Origin of the sequence: Subsaximicrobium wynnwilliamsii, assembly GCF_007997225.1 — a bacterium.
Taxonomy (GTDB): domain Bacteria; phylum Bacteroidota; class Bacteroidia; order Flavobacteriales; family Flavobacteriaceae; genus Psychroserpens; species Psychroserpens wynnwilliamsii.
In genome coordinates, this window is record NZ_VORM01000004.1 from 283,141 (window position 1) to 299,621 (window position 16,481).

Sequence of the window (16,481 nt, forward strand, 5' to 3'; positions counted from 1 at the left end):
CTAAGAATGTTGAGGTTCATTACAGTTCTCGTATTGCTCTGGCGTTTTTCCGCAGAAGCCACATGCATCTCCATCCTTATTGAGCATAGGGTTTTGACTTGCACAGGTCCCTGCAAATTTTCCGTCCTTTTTAGCCCAGATTTTTATTGCGATTCCCGCAACGCCCAATCCCAATAGGATTAATGTGATTATGATTAATTTCATAATAGATAACTATTTGCGCAAAGGTACCGATTTTGAATAAGAAAAGCCACTTTTGATCAATCAAAAGTGGCTTTGCATAATTGAAAATTGCTATTAATTATTTTTATTATTATTGAGCTCTATTTCTGCAACCGCATTGTCTGAATTGCTGTTCTTAGTCCCTTTTGGCTCTATGGTAATACTCAACCCAAGGGCATTCTCCATATATGGCATCGACTGCATCTTCTTCTCAGCAGGATTTAAGATCCCTAAACTCACAAAATGATCCTCCATTTCTGCCCATAGATGATAATCTTCATTATCATTGATCTGGGGCAGGGTCACAACATCAATCATAGAGGTCTTATCCACGGGATTGATGTATGCTACAGTCTTAAGATTTTTAGCGCGTGAGTTGCCTCGCATCACGTATTTTTCGGTTTCAGGATTATTAAGATCCTTAAACTGACGCATGACTTCATCTAATTTTTTATTATTAGCATCAATATCACTTCGCAAGTCAAAAACCTCATCAACAACCACTTGGTTCTCATGTTGTAGATCTAAATTCTTTTGATGCATTAAAAATGAGGCGCCTGCAAATAATAGTGCTGTAATACTAGCCGCAATACTGTACCACGGTGTTCTTCTTCGATCATTGGTTAAAGTGATAACCGGTGTGTTATCAACCTCAATTACTTTTTTAACATTTTCCAAAACATGTTTTGGCGCTACCACTGCGTTGGATTTTGCCAAGATCTCTAAATTGATTTGCATTTCTTCAAAAGCCAATTCGACCTCAGGATACATCTCAATATAAGATTCCACTTTTAGATTTTCTAAAGCAGAGGTGTTTCCAAGCACGTAGCGTTCAAGCATGTCGCTTTGTAAAAACGTATGTAATTTATTTTCCATAGTATTAAATTTTTGGGACGTAAACTTTTTTAAGTTCTCTAAGGCCTATTTTTAATCTGGATTTTATGGTACCCAACGGAATATCTAGCTCTTCACTTGCTTCTTGTTGAGTCATCCCCTCAAAAAACAAGGCTTTCAATACAATTTGGTACTTGTCCTCCAATCGCGCAACATGCTCTTTTAAATCCATAACATCTTGATTTAAACTCGCTGTTGGTAGGATATATACGTCTGATTTATCGATTTGGACTTCCTTTTCAAATCTATTTTTAAAACTTCGCAATTTATCTATGGCCGTATTCTTGGCTATTCGATACAACCAAGTGAATAGTTTAGCCTTGCTGGAATCGTATTTTTTACCGTTTTTCCATACCTTGATGAAGGTCTCTTGCAGTGCATCTTGAGCTAGCTCTTCATTTGAGGTGACCTGAAGGATTACACCATACAAACTATCTCCATAATATTCATAGAGAAGATCCAAAGCTCTTTCGTCACCTTGTTCTAATAAGGAAACAATATTTTTTTCGATTGGTGTGCTCAAAAATCAGTATTTTATTTTTTCGACTTAATAAATTCCGTCAAAGAGATCTAAATGAAAAGTTTGAACGTATCTATAGATAAAGTTGGTAAAATTAGTAAAATTATACTTAATCGGAATTGATTAAGCATCGCAATAAATTCTTTAAAATATAATATACTTCTACCTCAAAGGTGAATTGATTAATAGCTTATTCAAATTATATTTTAAAGCATGAAAGGCCTCAAGAGATTGAGGCTTTTTATATTATATGACATTTACCTCGGCTTCAATGTCAATCCCATAAAGTCTTGAAATGGTATTTTGAATAAGTCTTGCCAAGCCTAGAATTTCTAAACCTGTGGCACCTCCATAATTCACCAAAACCAAGGCTTGGTTTTTATGCACCCCATAATTGCCAAAAGTTTTTCCTTTAAAACCCGCATGTTCGATGAGCCATCCAGCAGGCACTTTTACCTCAGTGTCTGATATTGGATAGCTTGGCATCCCTTCAAAGGATTTTCTTAATTTTTCGAGTTGTGCTATAGAAATGATTGGGTTTTTAAAAAAGCTCCCGCTATTTCCTATCTTTTTTGGGTCTGGCAGCTTACTCTGCCTAATTGCAATGACCGCTTCAGAAACATCTTTCAAACTTGGATTGGAAATCTGCCGTTGCTCGAGTTGGGATGAAATAGCACCATAGGTCGTTTTAAGCACATGCGCCTCTTTACTAAGTTCGAAAACAACACTGGTTATGATATACTGGCCTTTCAACTGGGACTTAAACACAGAATCCCGATATCCAAAATCACAATCTTCCTTATAAAATGTTTTGACTTTACCAGTCTCAACATGTACAGCATCACACGATCGAAATGTATCTTTCAACTCAACGCCATAAGCACCAATATTTTGGATTGGCGCAGTACCCACATTGCCTGGGATAAGCGACAGGTTTTCCAATCCGCCAAAATCATGGTCTATGGTATATAGCACGAAGTCATGCCAATTCTCACCGGCACAGACTTTGACCCAAACACCTTTTGGAGTTTCTTTTATAACCTCAATGCCTTTTATATCAATAAGAATCACGAGTGCATCCACATCCTTGGTAAGCAACATATTACTGCCGCCGCCAAGAATAAGCTTTTTGGGGTACTCCTTTTTACGCAACAGGGTTTGTAAATCTGAAACCGAATGAATGGAGACAAAGTGCTTTGCCTTGACATCAATGCCAAAAGTATTTAAAGTTTTTAATGATATATTGGTTTCAATATGCATCTAATCGCGATAAACTTTGAGAGCCTTACCCAAAATCGCGACTGCTTTTACCAAGCTCGCTTTGTTGAGCACATAAGCCAATCTTACCTGATTTTGACCGACGTTATTGGTAGAGTAAAAACCGGCAGCAGGAGCCACCATGACGGTTTCCCCATCAACGTCAAATTCTTCCAACAGCCATTGTGCAAATTTATCGGCATTATTGATAGGCAGTTCTGCAATACAATAAAAAGCCCCTTGTGGTTTAGCCACTTTAACACCATCAATTTTTTCCAGTTCTTCAATGAGCACGTTACGACGTTCAACGTATTCCTCAATGACATCGTCAAAGTAAGATTGTGGTGTATCCAATGCTGCTTCGCTTGCGATTTGCGCGAGTGTTGGAGGGCTCAATCTCGCCTGTGCGAATTTGAGTGCTGTAGCAATAACCTCTTTATTTCTGGACACCAAGTAACCAATTCTGGCACCACACATGCTGTAACGTTTAGAAACAGAATCGATCATGATGGCATGCTCTTTCAAACTCTCTTCCTGCATGATGCTGTAAAACTCTTTATCGTCGTACACAAACTCTCTATAAACCTCATCAGCAATGATAAATAAATCATGTTTTACAGCGATCTCTGCCAACTTTTTGATTTCTTCTTTTGAATAGAGATAACCAGTTGGATTACCGGGATTACAAATTAGGATAGCTTTTGTTTTTGGCGTGATGAGTTTTTCAAATTCAGCAATTTCTGGTAAGGCAAAATTATCCTCAAATTTCGAAATCACAGGCACGACTTTAACATCTGAAGCTATTGAAAACCCATTATAATTGGCATAAAATGGTTCTGGGATAATAATCTCATCGTCAGAATCCATTATGCTTCCGAAGGCAAAAAGCAAGGCTTCACTACCACCAGTAGTCACTATGATATCATCGTGATTGACATCAATACTGTTTTTGGCGTAATACTTGGCGATTTTTTTTCGGTATTCTTCAGAACCTTCTGAGCGGGTATAACTTAAAATATCCAAAGAGTGCACTCGTACTGCATCCATGGCGATTTCAGGCGTCTTTATGTCGGGTTGACCAATGTTGAGATGATAAACAATTTTTCCTTTTTTATAAGCTGCTTCAGCAAAAGGAACCAATTTTCGAATTGGCGATTGTGGCATGGATTGCCCTTTTTCAGAAATCTTTGGCATAGTTGAAAATTAAGCTGCAAAGTTCTGAAAATATTATGGAACCGCCTTTAAAAAGCCACTATATTAACTTAATATTTAATCAAGGATTTGTAACTTAGTAAATAATGATCATAACCTATATCAAATATGCCCTGTGCTTTTTTATCTTCACTTTAGGAGCACCGGAGGTATTCGCCCAAAATAAGTTTAACCTACCTACCAAAGACCAGGACAAAATAAGATTTGAGCTTATCAACAACCTTATCATTTTGCCCGTGGAGCTCAATGGTGTAAAGCTTTCCTTCCTGTTGGATTCTGGAGTAAGCAAACCCATTTTATTCAATATCACAAACACCGATTCCCTACAGATCAACGAGGTGGAAACGATTTTTCTTCGAGGGCTCGGTGGAGGGGAAGCGGTAAGAGCCTTAAGGTCCCGAAGGAATTTTATAAAGATCGGCGATGCGATCAACATCAACCAGGATATTTATGTTGTATTTGATCAAAGCATCAATTTCACTCCTAGACTGGGCGTTCCCATCCATGGCATCATAGGCTACGACCTTTTTAAAGACTTTGTTGTGGAGATCAATTACAGAAGAAAATTCATAAAACTTCACAAGCCAGAAACCTATACCTACAAGGATTGTAGAAAATGTACTTCCTTTAACCTGAACTTCCATAATGACAAACCTTACATAGAAGGCAATATCGAAATCGCTGATCAGTCTAAAAAAGTAAAATTATTGATTGATTCTGGCAGTTCCGATGGACTTTGGCTTTTCGAAAATGACAGTATTGGGATCATTTCAGACAGCATCAATTATTTTGAGGATTTTCTCGGTAGAGGACTCAGCGGTAATGTGTATGGCAAACGCTCTAAAATTGATGCATTTAGCTTGGACAAATTTCAATTGACCAATGTTAACGTGGCGTTTCCAGATTCTACCTCCATAAGTCACGCTAGACTCATACAAGACCGCAATGGCAGCCTTTCTGGAGAAATCCTAAAACGGTTTCACGTTATAATGGATTACCCCAACTCTAAAATTTCGCTTCGGAAAAATAAAAATTTCAATGATGATTTCAGATACAATCGCAGCGGTATTGTCTTAGAACAACGAGGCCAAAGAATTGTGCAAGAACGAAACAGCGCGCCTGTATTTGATTCTTACGGCAATGATAAAAGAGTTGCTTTTGTAATAGATCGAGCAGGTTACTACAGTTACAAATTGCAACCCGCCTTCAAAATCGTGGATCTCAGGAAAAACTCTCCAGCCGAAAAAAGTGGTCTCATGACTAACGATCAGCTTTTATCCATCAACGGGAAGTCGACGCTTAACCTCAAACTGGAAGATATCATGGGTTTTTTTCAAGCAGATTATGGCAAAACAATTCGGGTTACCATAGAGCGCGATACTGAAATAATGAAATTCCAATTTGACTTGGAAAACCCCTTCAAACAAGAAAAACTCCCATGATTGGGAGTTTTTAATGCTATCTAATACTATGTAGTTTATTGTTCCATAACGCTTTTGTCACGTTTCTCCAAAACACTATTCTTACTTGAATCAACAACCAAACCTTTGATCTTCAAAGCTACTGTTGGAGTTTCAGCATTTGAGCTCACGGTAATCGTTTTTCTAATGGGATTTACCCTGTTGGTATCATATTTTACAGAGATCTCTCCTGTTTCTCCAGGCATGATTGGACCGTCTGGTTTTTTAGGCACCGTACAGCCGCAAGTGGATTTCACATTCGAAATAATCAAAGGGGCATTTCCAGTGTTTGTGAATTCAAAAACACGCACCCCATCAGATCCCTTTTCAATAGTGCCATAGTCAATCACATCAGACTTAAATTCTATTTTGGCTACTTTCTCTTGGGCAAAAGCACCAAGGCTCATGAAAGCTACACATAAAACAATCGCTAAATTTTTCATCATTTTTAATTTTAAAATTGATTAAGTCAAAATTACTCTCTTTTGGTCGTTTTGCAAAATAAATTAGATGTATGACCACTATTGTTAACATTTAAAAGCTATTCGCAGTCAATATTCATTCCAATCATTTCGCAAAAAAAGAATTAGTAAGTACTTTTGTTGGTTATAAAGCAAAAACAATACCAAAGTATGGAAATCCCTTCAAAGTATTCGGCGGAAGCTGTTGAGAACAAATGGTATAACTACTGGATGCAGCATGGTTATTTTAACTCAAAACCAGACGATAGAGAACCTTACACCATTGTGATCCCACCACCAAATGTAACTGGAGTATTGCATATGGGCCACATGCTTAACAATACCATACAGGATGTTTTGATTCGTCGGGCGCGTTTACAAGGAAAAAATGCCTGTTGGGTGCCAGGTACAGACCATGCTTCCATCGCTACGGAAGCTAAGGTAGTCGCAAAATTGAGAGCTCAGGGTATTGATAAAAATAACCTAACTAGAGACGAATTTTTAAAACACGCTTGGGATTGGACCAATGAATACGGTGGTGTTATCTTAGAACAGCTCAAAAAATTAGGCTGCTCTTGCGATTGGGAGCGCACCAAATTCACCATGGATGATGACATGAATGAATCGGTCATTAAAGTTTTTGTTGACCTATATAACAAGGGTCTCATCTATAGAGGCTATCGCATGGTCAATTGGGATCCTGAGGCCAAAACCACCTTGTCTGACGAGGAAGTCATTCATTTGGAACGTACCGATAAACTCTATTACGTCAACTATAAAATCCAAGATGATGATGGCTACGTGACGCTTGCCACCACGCGTCCCGAAACCATTTTGGGCGATACTGCCGTTTGTGTCAATCCAAATGACGAGCGCTATGCCCATTTAAAAGGAAAGCATGTGATCGTACCAATTTGCAATCGCGTGGTACCCATTATTTTTGACGATTATGTAGATATGGAATTTGGAACAGGATGTCTCAAAATCACACCTGCACATGATGTGAATGATAAAGCGATTGGTCAGAGACACCACTTGGAGATTATCGATATTCTCAATGATGATGCCACCTTAAATAGCTACGGAATGCATCACCAAGGCAAGGACCGCGTCGCTGCTCGTATGGCTGTGGCACAAGAATTGGATGAGATGTCCATCTTGGTTAAAACGGAAGACATTACGCACAAAGTAGGAACTTCCGAACGTACCAGAGCAGTGATAGAACCGCGTTTGTCTGACCAATGGTTCCTCAAAATGGAAGACTTGGCCAAACCTGCCATTAAAGCTGTTTTGGAAGATGAAACGGTAAAACTGTTTCCGAAGCGTTTCAACAACACTTACCGTCATTGGATGGAAAACATTCGCGATTGGAATATTTCCAGACAGTTGCTTTGGGGGCAACAGATTCCTGCCTACTATTATGGAGATGGCAAGGAAGATTTCGTTGTGGCCGAAAGCATAGAAGAAGCACTGAAACTGGCACAGGAAAGATCAAATAATCCGAAACTAAATATTAGCGATTTGAGACAGGAAACCGATGCACTTGACACTTGGTTTTCGTCTTGGCTTTGGCCAATAAGCGTTTTTGATGGCATTAGAAATCCTGAAAACGAAGACATCAACTACTACTACCCTACCAACGATTTGGTCACTGGCCCAGACATTCTGTTCTTTTGGGTGGCGCGCATGATCGTTGCTGGCTTTGAATACAGAAACGAAAGGCCTTTCGAGAACGTTTACCTTACAGGCTTGGTGCGTGACAAACAACGTCGGAAAATGTCTAAATCCCTAGGTAATTCTCCCGATGCCTTAAAACTCATAAAAGATTACGGTGCCGATGGCGTTCGAGTTGGCCTCCTATTAAGTGCCGCTGCTGGCAATGACTTGATGTTTGATGAGGATTTATGTGGCCAGGGCAAAGGCTTCTCCAATAAAATTTGGAATGCTTTCAGACTTGTTCAAGGATGGGAAGTCGCAAACATTGAACAGCCAGAAGCCTCAAAATTGGCTATAGAATGGTTTGAGCATAAATTCCAAAGTGCCCTGGTCGAAATTGAAGACCATTACAGTAAATACAGATTGAGCGACGTGTTGATGACTGCCTACAAATTGGTTTGGGACGACTTTTGTTCTTGGCTTTTGGAAATGATTAAACCTGCTTACCAGCAACCTATTGATGCCAAAACCTTTAAGGAGGTTACTGCCATTTTTGAAAACAATCTCAAGATTCTGCACCCGTTTATGCCTTTTATCACTGAAGAAATCTGGCAGTACACCAAAGAGCGCAGTCCTGAAGAAGCCTTGATCGTCGCCAAATATCCTGAAATGACAGCCTTTGATTCCAAACTCATCTCCGATTTTGAAACAGTCAAAGACGTGGTCTCGGGAATAAGAACCATTAGAACAGATAAAAACATTCCTTTTAAGGATACCATCGAGCTCATGGCGCTCAACAACGAAAATTTGGATGAACGCTACAACAGCGTGATTACAAAGCTGGGCAATATCTCAACATTAAAATCAGTGACCGAACCTGTTGAAGGCGCGCTGACCTTCAGAGTATTATCCAATGAATATTTCATCCCAATTTCTGGAGCTATCGATGTGGAGGCCGAAATCGCAAAGCTTTCCGAAGAATTGAAATATACTGAAGGCTTCTTGAAATCAGTTCAAGGCAAGCTCAAAAACGAACGCTTCGTCAACAATGCTCCCGATGCAGTCGTGGCTTCAGAACGCAAGAAAGAGGCAGATGCCTTGGCAACCGTAGAAACCTTGAAAGCGAGTTTGAAGAATCTTAAATAACAATTAACACAACACTAAAACCACCAAACCAATGATCAGAACACTTACATGTATCGCGCTCTTTTCAGTAATGCTAGGCTGCAAATCTGAAACGAAGAAAACCGATGACACATCGGCAAATCCTTCCGAAGAAAAAGTAGAACTCACTGCTTTCGAGAATATTGCTAAAGCGTATGGCATAGACAAATGGAAGGATGTTAAAGAAATCGATTTTACTTTTAATGTGGATACCGATGGCAAACATTTTCAACGTGCGTGGCAATGGCAGCCAAAGACAAATGATGTCGTCATGATGACCGAAAAAGACACCGTTCGTTACAACAGGGCTTCCGTGGATAGCTTATCATTAAAGGCCGATCAAGCATTTATCAATGATAAATTTTGGTTGCTTTCTCCATTTCAGTTGGTTTGGGATGAAGACGTACACATTTCAGTTCCTGTTAAAGAAGCTGCTCCAATATCTAAAACTCAATTGAACAAAATCACACTCACTTACCTTGGGGATCAAGGGTACACACCAGGCGACGCTTACGATTTTTTCTATGACGATGATTACATGATCAAAGAGTGGAATTACAGAAAAGGCAACAGCGAAACCCCAACCATGAGCACGACCTTTGAGAATCACGAAGATTTTGACGGCATTAAAATCGCCAAAGATCACAAAAAAGCAGATGCCGATTGGAATCTCTTCTTCAGTGACATCAAAATCAAGTAAGGGTTCAAATCTTAAAGAAATGCTAAAGTTAGCATTTCCAAGGGTTTCGATAATCCAAGCATGAAACTATAGACGTATATAAGATATACCAATTGAAAATTCCGCTTTACGCGCCTATATATCGAAAGCGCTTCAACCTAAACCGTTGAAGCGCTTTTTTTGTTGTGCTTTTCTTCGGAAGGATTTTCAGCTTTCAATACATTTTCAGTCTTATCAATGCTTACTAAAACAGTAGTCTAAAATTTCAAAATCGTCATGCAAAACATGTTAATGCGACCTGCAAGGTTTCAGAAACCTTGTAGATTTGAAGTTCTGTAGGTCTTGCGAATAATTTAATTAAACCTTAAAGGAGATTGCTCCTCCAATAATTATCGGGAGAAGCAAAAACACCTTGCAAGTTCAACCTAGTCGTAATAAACGTGCTGCCCTTGATGGTGTTTTTTACCGACATGCCGTTTGAGAGAACTTAAGATCAAAGTGAGATCATCCAATTGCAGATATTCATAAATTTCACGTTTTTGGACTTGGTTCTTGCCTCTTGCTTCATGCTTCTTGGTTTATAATCCTTATTTTTGATAAAACCATTAAAACCAAAACACTTGTCCAACTATAAACTCGGATTGGATTTTGCCAAAGCACAAGACCGAAATGATCCGCTTGGCCATTTCAGGGACCAATTTCACATCCCTAAAGATAAAAATGGAAAGGCACTTATTTATATGACTGGTAATTCTCTAGGGTTACAGCCAAAAATCACCAAAGACTATATCCATCAAGAATTGGAAGATTGGGCCAATTTAGGCGTAGAAGGTCATACCGATGGAAAACACCCCTGGCTGAACTATCACGAACTTCTCACTGAAACCATGGCACACATCGTTGGCGCCAAACCCATTGAGACCATTGTGATGAATTCACTTACCGTCAATCTGCATTTGATGATGGTAAGTTTTTACCAACCCACAAAAAAACGTTATAAAATTTTAATAGAGGCAGATGCCTTCCCGAGTGATAAATATGCGGTGCAATCGCAATTGCGCCATCACGGTTTTGATGACCAAGAAGGGCTCATCCAATGGAAAGCCCCCGAAGGCGAGGAATTGGCGAATTATGAGGATTTAGAAACACTGCTCAAAACCCATGGTGACGAGATTGCACTTGTGATGATTGGTGGCGTTAATTATTATACTGGTCAGTTTTTTGACTTGAAGCGCATTGCCAAATTAGCGCATGCTTATGGCTGCATGGTAGGTTTTGACTGCGCGCATGGCGCGGGCAATGTAAAGCTGAATCTACACGATTCTGGTGCAGATTTCGCCGTATGGTGTTCTTACAAATATTTAAATTCCGGACCAGGAAGTTTGGCTGGCGCTTTTATTCACGAGCGTCATGCCCATAAAAAAGAGCTCAACCGTTTTACGGGTTGGTGGTCGCATAATAAAGAAAAACGTTTTAAGATGCGTGATGATTTTGACCAATTAACAGGAGCTGAAGGCTGGCAGCTCAGCAATCCAACAATTCTTTCCATGGCAGCCATAAGGGCTTCTTTGGATGTTTTCAAGGATGCTGGTTTTGATAGGCTTTGTGAAAAATCGAATGAGCTTACAGGCTATTTTGAATTTTTAATCAATGAGCTGAACAATTCTGAACTAAAAATCATTACCCCAAGCGACCCGAATGCACGTGGATGCCAATTGTCCATTCAAGTAAAAAATGCCAATAAAAACCTACATAAAAAATTAACGGAAGCCGGCGTGATCAGTGATTGGCGCGAACCAGATGTGATTAGATGTGCACCAACGCCGCTTTATAATTCGTTTGAAGATGTCTTTAACTTAGTGGAAAGGCTAAAGAACATCATTTGAAAATTGGGTTGGTAATTTATAAAGCTATCCAAATTTAACCTTACGTATTGATCGCGCGATTTTAATTGAAACTAAAAACATAAGATTCCTGCTTTCGCAGGAATAGAGCTATGAAAAAACAACAAAATGTACTTATTATTGGCGCAGGACTTTGCGGAAGCTTGCTCGCCTTGAGATTGGGCCAACGCGGCTATAATGTGAGCGTTTATGAGATGCGCCCAGATTTACGCAAAACGAAGATTTCGGCAGGTCGCTCCATCAATTTGGCTTTTTCCGATCGTGGCAGCAAAGCCATTCAATTGGTAGGCATGGGAGACCAAGTGGAAAAACTCTGCATCCCCATGAATGGTCGAATGCTCCACGATGAGAAAGGCGATACCATTATGTCCAAGTACAGCGGGCGCGAGCATGAATATATCAATTCCATTCCCAGGGGAGAACTCAATGCATTGCTTTTAACCGAAGCCGAGAAACATGAGAATGTAAACATTCACTTCAACAAGAAATGCTTATCGGTTGATTTCGAAAAAACCACGGTGCTTTTTGAGGATTATCAAACTAAAAAAGAGTTTGTTGAAGATGCCGATGTGATCATCGCCACCGATGGCGCAGGTTCAGCCTTGAGAAAAAGCTATTATTTGGCAAATAAATTCCTGTTCAGTTTTTCACAGGAGTATTTGACCCATGGCTATAAGGAACTCTCCATTCTCCCTGCGGAAAATGGCGGATACAAGACTTACAAAAACGCCTTGCACATTTGGCCTCGCGGTAATTTCATGCTTATTGCACTGCCAAATCTCGACGGAAGCTTTACAGTAACCTTATTCTTGAGTTACGATGAAGGCGACTACAATTTCAATAATTTGACGACGCCTGAAAAAGTGACGGAATTTTTTCAGAAGGAATTTCCCGACACTTTAGAACTCATGCCAAATCTGGTGGATGACTTCTTTGAAAATCCAACTGCGCCCTTAGGCACGGTTAAATGTTCTCCTTGGCATTACAAAGGCAACACCCTATTGATGGGCGATTCCGCACATGCCATCGTCCCTTTTTACGGACAAGGCATGAACGCTTCCTTTGAAGACGTCGTGGAATTTGACCAAGTCTTAGACCAAAATTTAGACTCATGGGAAGCCATTTTTGAAACCTACGAGACGAACCGTAAAAAAGACACCGATGCCATTGCCGATTTAGCCATCGACAATTTCTATGAGATGAAAGGCCACGTTGCCAATCCTATTTTTCAGGACAAACGCAAAATTGAAATGGCTCTGGAAAAAGAATTTCCACAGGACTATTCCTCAAAGTATAGTTTGGTTACTTTTAACGAAGACATTGGCTATCGCGAAGCCATGCTGCGAGGTCGCGCTCAAGATAAAGCGATATTGAACATGTTAAGTGATGGCTTGATTTCAAGTTCAGATGATTTGAACATCCTATTGAAAAAAATCACAGACGCTACCAACGCGATTCTTGAGGATGATAAGATTGCGGGATTAATTTAGAAGCCCACCCTAACCCTACCTAAGGAAGGGAACTGTTGCGGCAAAACTTTTATAAAAAATGCTTACCGGCCCGAGTAAGTGTTCCTTCCCTTTGGGAAGGGTATTCCGATAGCTATGGAAAGGGCTTAATTTTTTAAGATATGAATGAAAAAGACACAACATCAGAAGGCAGCGTTGTAACGCCAAGAGGCGCTTATCCGCACGTGAAACAAGTAGGCGATTTTATCTTTGTTTCGGGCACCAGTTCACGACGGGCAGACAATACGATTGCGGGCGTGGATCTCATTGACGACATGGGCACCAAGCACCTAAATGCCGAGGTGCAAACCCGCGAAGTCCTAAAAAACATTGATAGAAACCTTCAAAAAGTGGGCGCTTCACTTAAGGATGTGGTTGATGTGACTTCGTTTTTGGTCAATATGAATGATTTTGCGGGCTACAATAAAGCCTACGCCGAATTTTTCAATAAAGAAACAGGACCAGCAAGAACCACAGTCGCCGTGCACCAATTACCACATCCCGATTTGGTGGTGGAGATAAAGGTCATGGCTTATAAACCCATTCCTGCGAACTTGCCTACCGATGGATAGAGACAGGAATCTCATTCTTATAAACAATAATATCGTAAATGATTAAAGTTAATAATATTATTGTAAAGTAAAAATATCAAAGACCTCACAGGTTTTTAAAACCTGTGAGGTCTAACAAACTCAATCACTATGGACTTCAAGTCCATAGATTTTTTGAAACAGACTGAAAGTCTGTTGAATTCGTGAAATGAATAATATCTCATTGTGAACGCTTTTAGATAACAAACGGTTTCGTGAAAACCTGCCTACCGGCTAGGCAGATTCGTGAAATTCGTGGCAAAACATTTTTAGAAGCTAGAGCGAAATGCACTAAAGTACATAGTTTTAACTCTATTTGAGACCAATAAAAATTACTGAATCCGTGGCCAACATAAAAAACTACATCAACGGAAGTTTTCAAAACCCCATCAACAATGAATGGATAGATAACTATAATCCGTCTAATGGCGAAGTGTATGGGCAAATCCCAAGCTCATCACAAGAAGATGTGGAACAGGCCTATCAAGCAGCAAAATCGGCATTTCCAAAATGGTCACAAACAACCCTAGACGAGCGCAGTCGCATCCTCATCAAGATATCAGAATTGTTGGAAGCACATCTTCAAGCGTTTGCTGAAGCCGAAAGTAAGGATAATGGCAAACCTATTTCAGTAGCGAAATCGGTCGATATCCCAAGAGCAGCGAGTAATTTTCGGTTTTTCGGGAATGCGATTACACAATTCGCCAGCGAAAGCCATGAAAGCATAGGACAAAACGCCATTAATTACACCTTGCGCCAACCCATTGGTGTGGTGGGCTGTATTTCGCCTTGGAACCTCCCACTCTATTTATTTACTTGGAAAATCGCTCCAGCCATCGCCGCCGGTAATTGTGTGGTGGCAAAGCCCAGCGAAATCACACCCATGACCGCTTTTCTTTTAGGCGACCTCTGCAACAAAGCCGGACTTCCAAAAGGGGTGCTCAACATTGTTCATGGTTTGGGAGGCACAACCGGGCAAGCCATTGTGGAGCACCCAAACATCAAGGCCATTAGTTTTACGGGTGGCACAGCAACAGGCGCTCACATTGCTAGAGTGGCAGCGCCAATGTTCAAGAAACTATCTTTGGAATTGGGCGGGAAAAACCCCAACATCATATTTGCCGATTGCGATTATGAGGATATGCTCGACACCACGGTTAGGTCTTCATTCGCCAATCAAGGTCAGATTTGCCTCTGCGGAAGCAGGATTTTTGTGGAAGCCGCCATTTACGAACAATTCAAGACGGATTTTGTGGCCAAGGTCAAGCAGCTTCGTGTTGGGCATCCTTCCGAAGCAACTACAGATATCGGGGCATTGGTTTCCAAAGCACACCTCGAAAAAGTAAAGCAGTACATCAAAATTGCAAAAGAAGAACACGGAAGCATCCTTTGTGGTGGCAATGAAGTTACAATCGAAGGATTTGAAAGCGGCTATTATTTGGAGCCAACAGTTATTGAAGTCCAAACCAACGACTGTCGCGTCAACCAAGAAGAAATTTTTGGGCCAGTAGTAAGCATTATGCCTTTTGAAACTGAAGCAGACGTTTTAACTATGGCCAATGATGTCAAATACGGACTTTCGGCCACCCTTTGGACCAATGATTTAAAGCGAACCATGCGTATGAGCAATCAATTGCAAGCAGGCATTGTTTGGGTAAACACTTGGATGATGCGCGATTTAAGAACCCCTTTTGGAGGCATAAAAGCTTCAGGCGTGGGACGTGAAGGCGGTTTTGAGGCCTTACGGTTTTTTACCGAGGCTAAGAATGTGTGTATAAAATATTAAGGAGCCCACCCCAGCCCTCCCAAAGGGAGAGAGCCATTTTCGGGATTTATATTTGATTAGGAATAAAAATTTAATTGTAACTAAAAACAAAAAGTCCTCCCCTTGGGGAAAGATTTAGGATGGGATATGGATTTACAACTCAACAACAAATACGCATTGGTCTGCGGCAGCACCTCAGGCATAGGAAAAGCAACCGCGATGGCATTGGCTGCGGAAGGCGTGCAAGTGACTTTGGTGGCTAGAAATGAAGATAAGCTAAAAGCGACCTTAAACGAACTGCCAAAACAGCGCAATCATGATTATATCGTGGCCGATTTTTCGAACCCGCAGCACTTAAAAACGGAAGTGGAAGCTTATATCAACAAACACCACGGGTTCCATATCTTGGTCAACAACACTGGAGGCCCAGCAGGTGGTCCCATTTTTTCTGCGGAAGTGGAGGAATTTGAAGCTGCTTTTACCCAACATTTGAAATGCAATCATATTTTGGCGCAGGCGATTGTACCGTTTATGAAGCGCGAATGCTTCGGAAGGATTATCAATGTGATTTCCACTTCCGTAAAACAACCTTTAGACGGTCTTGGCGTAAGCAATACCATTAGAGGCGCGGTTGCCAATTGGAGTAAAACTCTGGCAAACGAATTGGGACAATTTGGCATTACGGTAAATAACGTGCTCCCAGGAGCGACTGGAACCGGCCGCTTGAGCCAAATCATCAAGAACAAATCTGATAAAACCGGGAAAACCGAAGAAGAAGCTGCCAATGCCATGAAGAATGCTGTGCCGGCGAAACGTTTTGCCAAACCAGAGGAATTGGCAGATGCCATAACGTTTTTAGCGAGCGCCAGAGCTGGTTATATCAATGGTATTAATCTGCCCGTGGATGGCGGAAGAACTAAATCGCTGTAGAAGAAAAGCCCATCCCCGGCCCTTCCCTAAGGGAATGGAGCCACTGCTCTGACGATAGCTACCCGAGCTAGACAATCCAAAGGAAAAGAACATTAATAGTTGCGCTGGCTTTATTGATTTTTACCAAGTTGAGAAAATAGACCTGGCAGGTTTTTAAAACCTGTTAGGTCTTTGTATATTAGTTGGATTACTTTAAAGAATGTAATTTCAATTATTATACTTAATTTTATTGAATTGATTAATCTGCGTTAAGGATTGA

At 40.6% G+C, this 16,481-nt stretch carries 14 protein-coding genes; 8 read left to right on the forward strand and 6 right to left on the reverse strand.

The window, feature by feature from the left end; translation table 11 throughout:
• The 5 genes from ESY88_RS05645 to ESY88_RS05665 all read right to left on the reverse strand — a co-directional run bounded on the left by ESY88_RS05645 (position 1) and on the right by ESY88_RS05665 (position 4,087).
• On the reverse strand, positions 1 to 204 hold the full coding sequence (locus tag ESY88_RS05645) for a membrane or secreted protein (RefSeq protein ID WP_147085656.1): 204 nt from the start codon (positions 202 to 204) through the stop codon (positions 1 to 3).
• A gap of 93 nt (positions 205 to 297) precedes the next feature.
• Complete coding sequence (locus tag ESY88_RS05650; protein ID WP_147085657.1) at positions 298 to 1,098, reverse strand: anti-sigma factor; 801 nt, start codon at positions 1,096 to 1,098, stop codon at positions 298 to 300.
• A gap of 4 nt (positions 1,099 to 1,102) precedes the next feature.
• Complete coding sequence (locus tag ESY88_RS05655) at positions 1,103 to 1,639, reverse strand: RNA polymerase sigma factor (protein WP_147085658.1); 537 nt, start codon at positions 1,637 to 1,639, stop codon at positions 1,103 to 1,105.
• 243 nt (positions 1,640 to 1,882) lie between these two features.
• The gene (gene murB / locus ESY88_RS05660; protein WP_147085659.1) at positions 1,883 to 2,896 is read right to left on the reverse strand and encodes a UDP-N-acetylmuramate dehydrogenase; all 1,014 of its coding nucleotides are present in this window, start codon (positions 2,894 to 2,896) and stop codon (positions 1,883 to 1,885) included.
• On the reverse strand, positions 2,897 to 4,087 hold the full coding sequence (locus tag ESY88_RS05665; RefSeq protein WP_147085660.1) for a pyridoxal phosphate-dependent aminotransferase: 1,191 nt from the start codon (positions 4,085 to 4,087) through the stop codon (positions 2,897 to 2,899).
• A gap of 104 nt (positions 4,088 to 4,191) precedes the next feature.
• Here ESY88_RS05665 and ESY88_RS05670 point away from each other — a divergent pair, with 104 nt between their 5' ends.
• Positions 4,192 to 5,547: an aspartyl protease family protein gene (locus ESY88_RS05670; RefSeq protein WP_147085661.1), complete on the forward strand. Its 1,356-nt coding sequence runs from the start codon at positions 4,192 to 4,194 to the stop codon at positions 5,545 to 5,547.
• 35 nt (positions 5,548 to 5,582) lie between these two features.
• Here ESY88_RS05670 and ESY88_RS05675 read toward each other — a convergent pair whose 3' ends face one another.
• Positions 5,583 to 6,008, reverse strand: coding sequence for a DUF1573 domain-containing protein (locus ESY88_RS05675; RefSeq protein ID WP_147085715.1), 426 nt, complete (start codon positions 6,006 to 6,008; stop codon positions 5,583 to 5,585).
• A 189-nt stretch (positions 6,009 to 6,197) separates the two neighbouring features.
• On the opposite strand from ESY88_RS05675, the gene ESY88_RS05680 reads away from it, so the two are divergent.
• From ESY88_RS05680 to ESY88_RS05710, 7 genes are all read left to right on the forward strand, one after another.
• Positions 6,198 to 8,828 carry a valine--tRNA ligase gene (locus ESY88_RS05680; protein ID WP_147085662.1) on the forward strand — a complete coding sequence of 877 codons (2,631 nt, stop codon included), beginning with the start codon at positions 6,198 to 6,200 and terminating at the stop codon, positions 8,826 to 8,828.
• A 31-nt stretch (positions 8,829 to 8,859) separates the two neighbouring features.
• On the forward strand, positions 8,860 to 9,546 hold the full coding sequence (locus tag ESY88_RS05685; protein WP_147085663.1) for a hypothetical protein: 687 nt from the start codon (positions 8,860 to 8,862) through the stop codon (positions 9,544 to 9,546).
• 599 nt (positions 9,547 to 10,145) lie between these two features.
• Complete coding sequence (kynU, locus tag ESY88_RS05690; protein WP_147085664.1) at positions 10,146 to 11,411, forward strand: kynureninase; 1,266 nt, start codon at positions 10,146 to 10,148, stop codon at positions 11,409 to 11,411.
• A gap of 110 nt (positions 11,412 to 11,521) precedes the next feature.
• A complete protein-coding gene (locus ESY88_RS05695) occupies positions 11,522 to 12,919 on the forward strand; it encodes an FAD-dependent oxidoreductase (RefSeq protein WP_147085665.1) in 1,398 nt (465 codons plus the stop codon).
• A 140-nt stretch (positions 12,920 to 13,059) separates the two neighbouring features.
• Positions 13,060 to 13,509, forward strand: a complete 450-nt coding sequence (locus ESY88_RS05700; protein WP_147085666.1) for a RidA family protein — start codon at positions 13,060 to 13,062, stop codon at positions 13,507 to 13,509.
• A 361-nt stretch (positions 13,510 to 13,870) separates the two neighbouring features.
• A complete protein-coding gene (locus tag ESY88_RS05705; protein WP_147085667.1) occupies positions 13,871 to 15,313 on the forward strand; it encodes an aldehyde dehydrogenase in 1,443 nt (480 codons plus the stop codon).
• Between the two features lie 126 nt (positions 15,314 to 15,439).
• Complete coding sequence (locus tag ESY88_RS05710; RefSeq protein ID WP_147085716.1) at positions 15,440 to 16,222, forward strand: SDR family oxidoreductase; 783 nt, start codon at positions 15,440 to 15,442, stop codon at positions 16,220 to 16,222.
• Positions 16,223 to 16,481: the final 259 nt, after the last annotated feature.

Coding starts and splice junctions, on each gene's coding strand:
- ESY88_RS05680 (WP_147085662.1), top strand. CDS start 6,198: ATGGAAATCCCTTCAAAGTATTCGGCGGAAGCTGTTGAGAACAAATGG.
- murB (WP_147085659.1), bottom strand. CDS start 2,896: ATGCATATTGAAACCAATATATCATTAAAAACTTTAAATACTTTTGGC.
- ESY88_RS05675 (WP_147085715.1), bottom strand. CDS start 6,008: ATGAAAAATTTAGCGATTGTTTTATGTGTAGCTTTCATGAGCCTTGGT.
- ESY88_RS05645 (WP_147085656.1), bottom strand. CDS start 204: ATGAAATTAATCATAATCACATTAATCCTATTGGGATTGGGCGTTGCG.
- ESY88_RS05695 (WP_147085665.1), top strand. CDS start 11,522: ATGAAAAAACAACAAAATGTACTTATTATTGGCGCAGGACTTTGCGGA.
- ESY88_RS05710 (WP_147085716.1), top strand. CDS start 15,440: ATGGATTTACAACTCAACAACAAATACGCATTGGTCTGCGGCAGCACC.
- ESY88_RS05685 (WP_147085663.1), top strand. CDS start 8,860: ATGATCAGAACACTTACATGTATCGCGCTCTTTTCAGTAATGCTAGGC.
- ESY88_RS05650 (WP_147085657.1), bottom strand. CDS start 1,098: ATGGAAAATAAATTACATACGTTTTTACAAAGCGACATGCTTGAACGC.
- ESY88_RS05665 (WP_147085660.1), bottom strand. CDS start 4,087: ATGCCAAAGATTTCTGAAAAAGGGCAATCCATGCCACAATCGCCAATT.
- ESY88_RS05700 (WP_147085666.1), top strand. CDS start 13,060: ATGAATGAAAAAGACACAACATCAGAAGGCAGCGTTGTAACGCCAAGA.
- ESY88_RS05670 (WP_147085661.1), top strand. CDS start 4,192: ATGATCATAACCTATATCAAATATGCCCTGTGCTTTTTTATCTTCACT.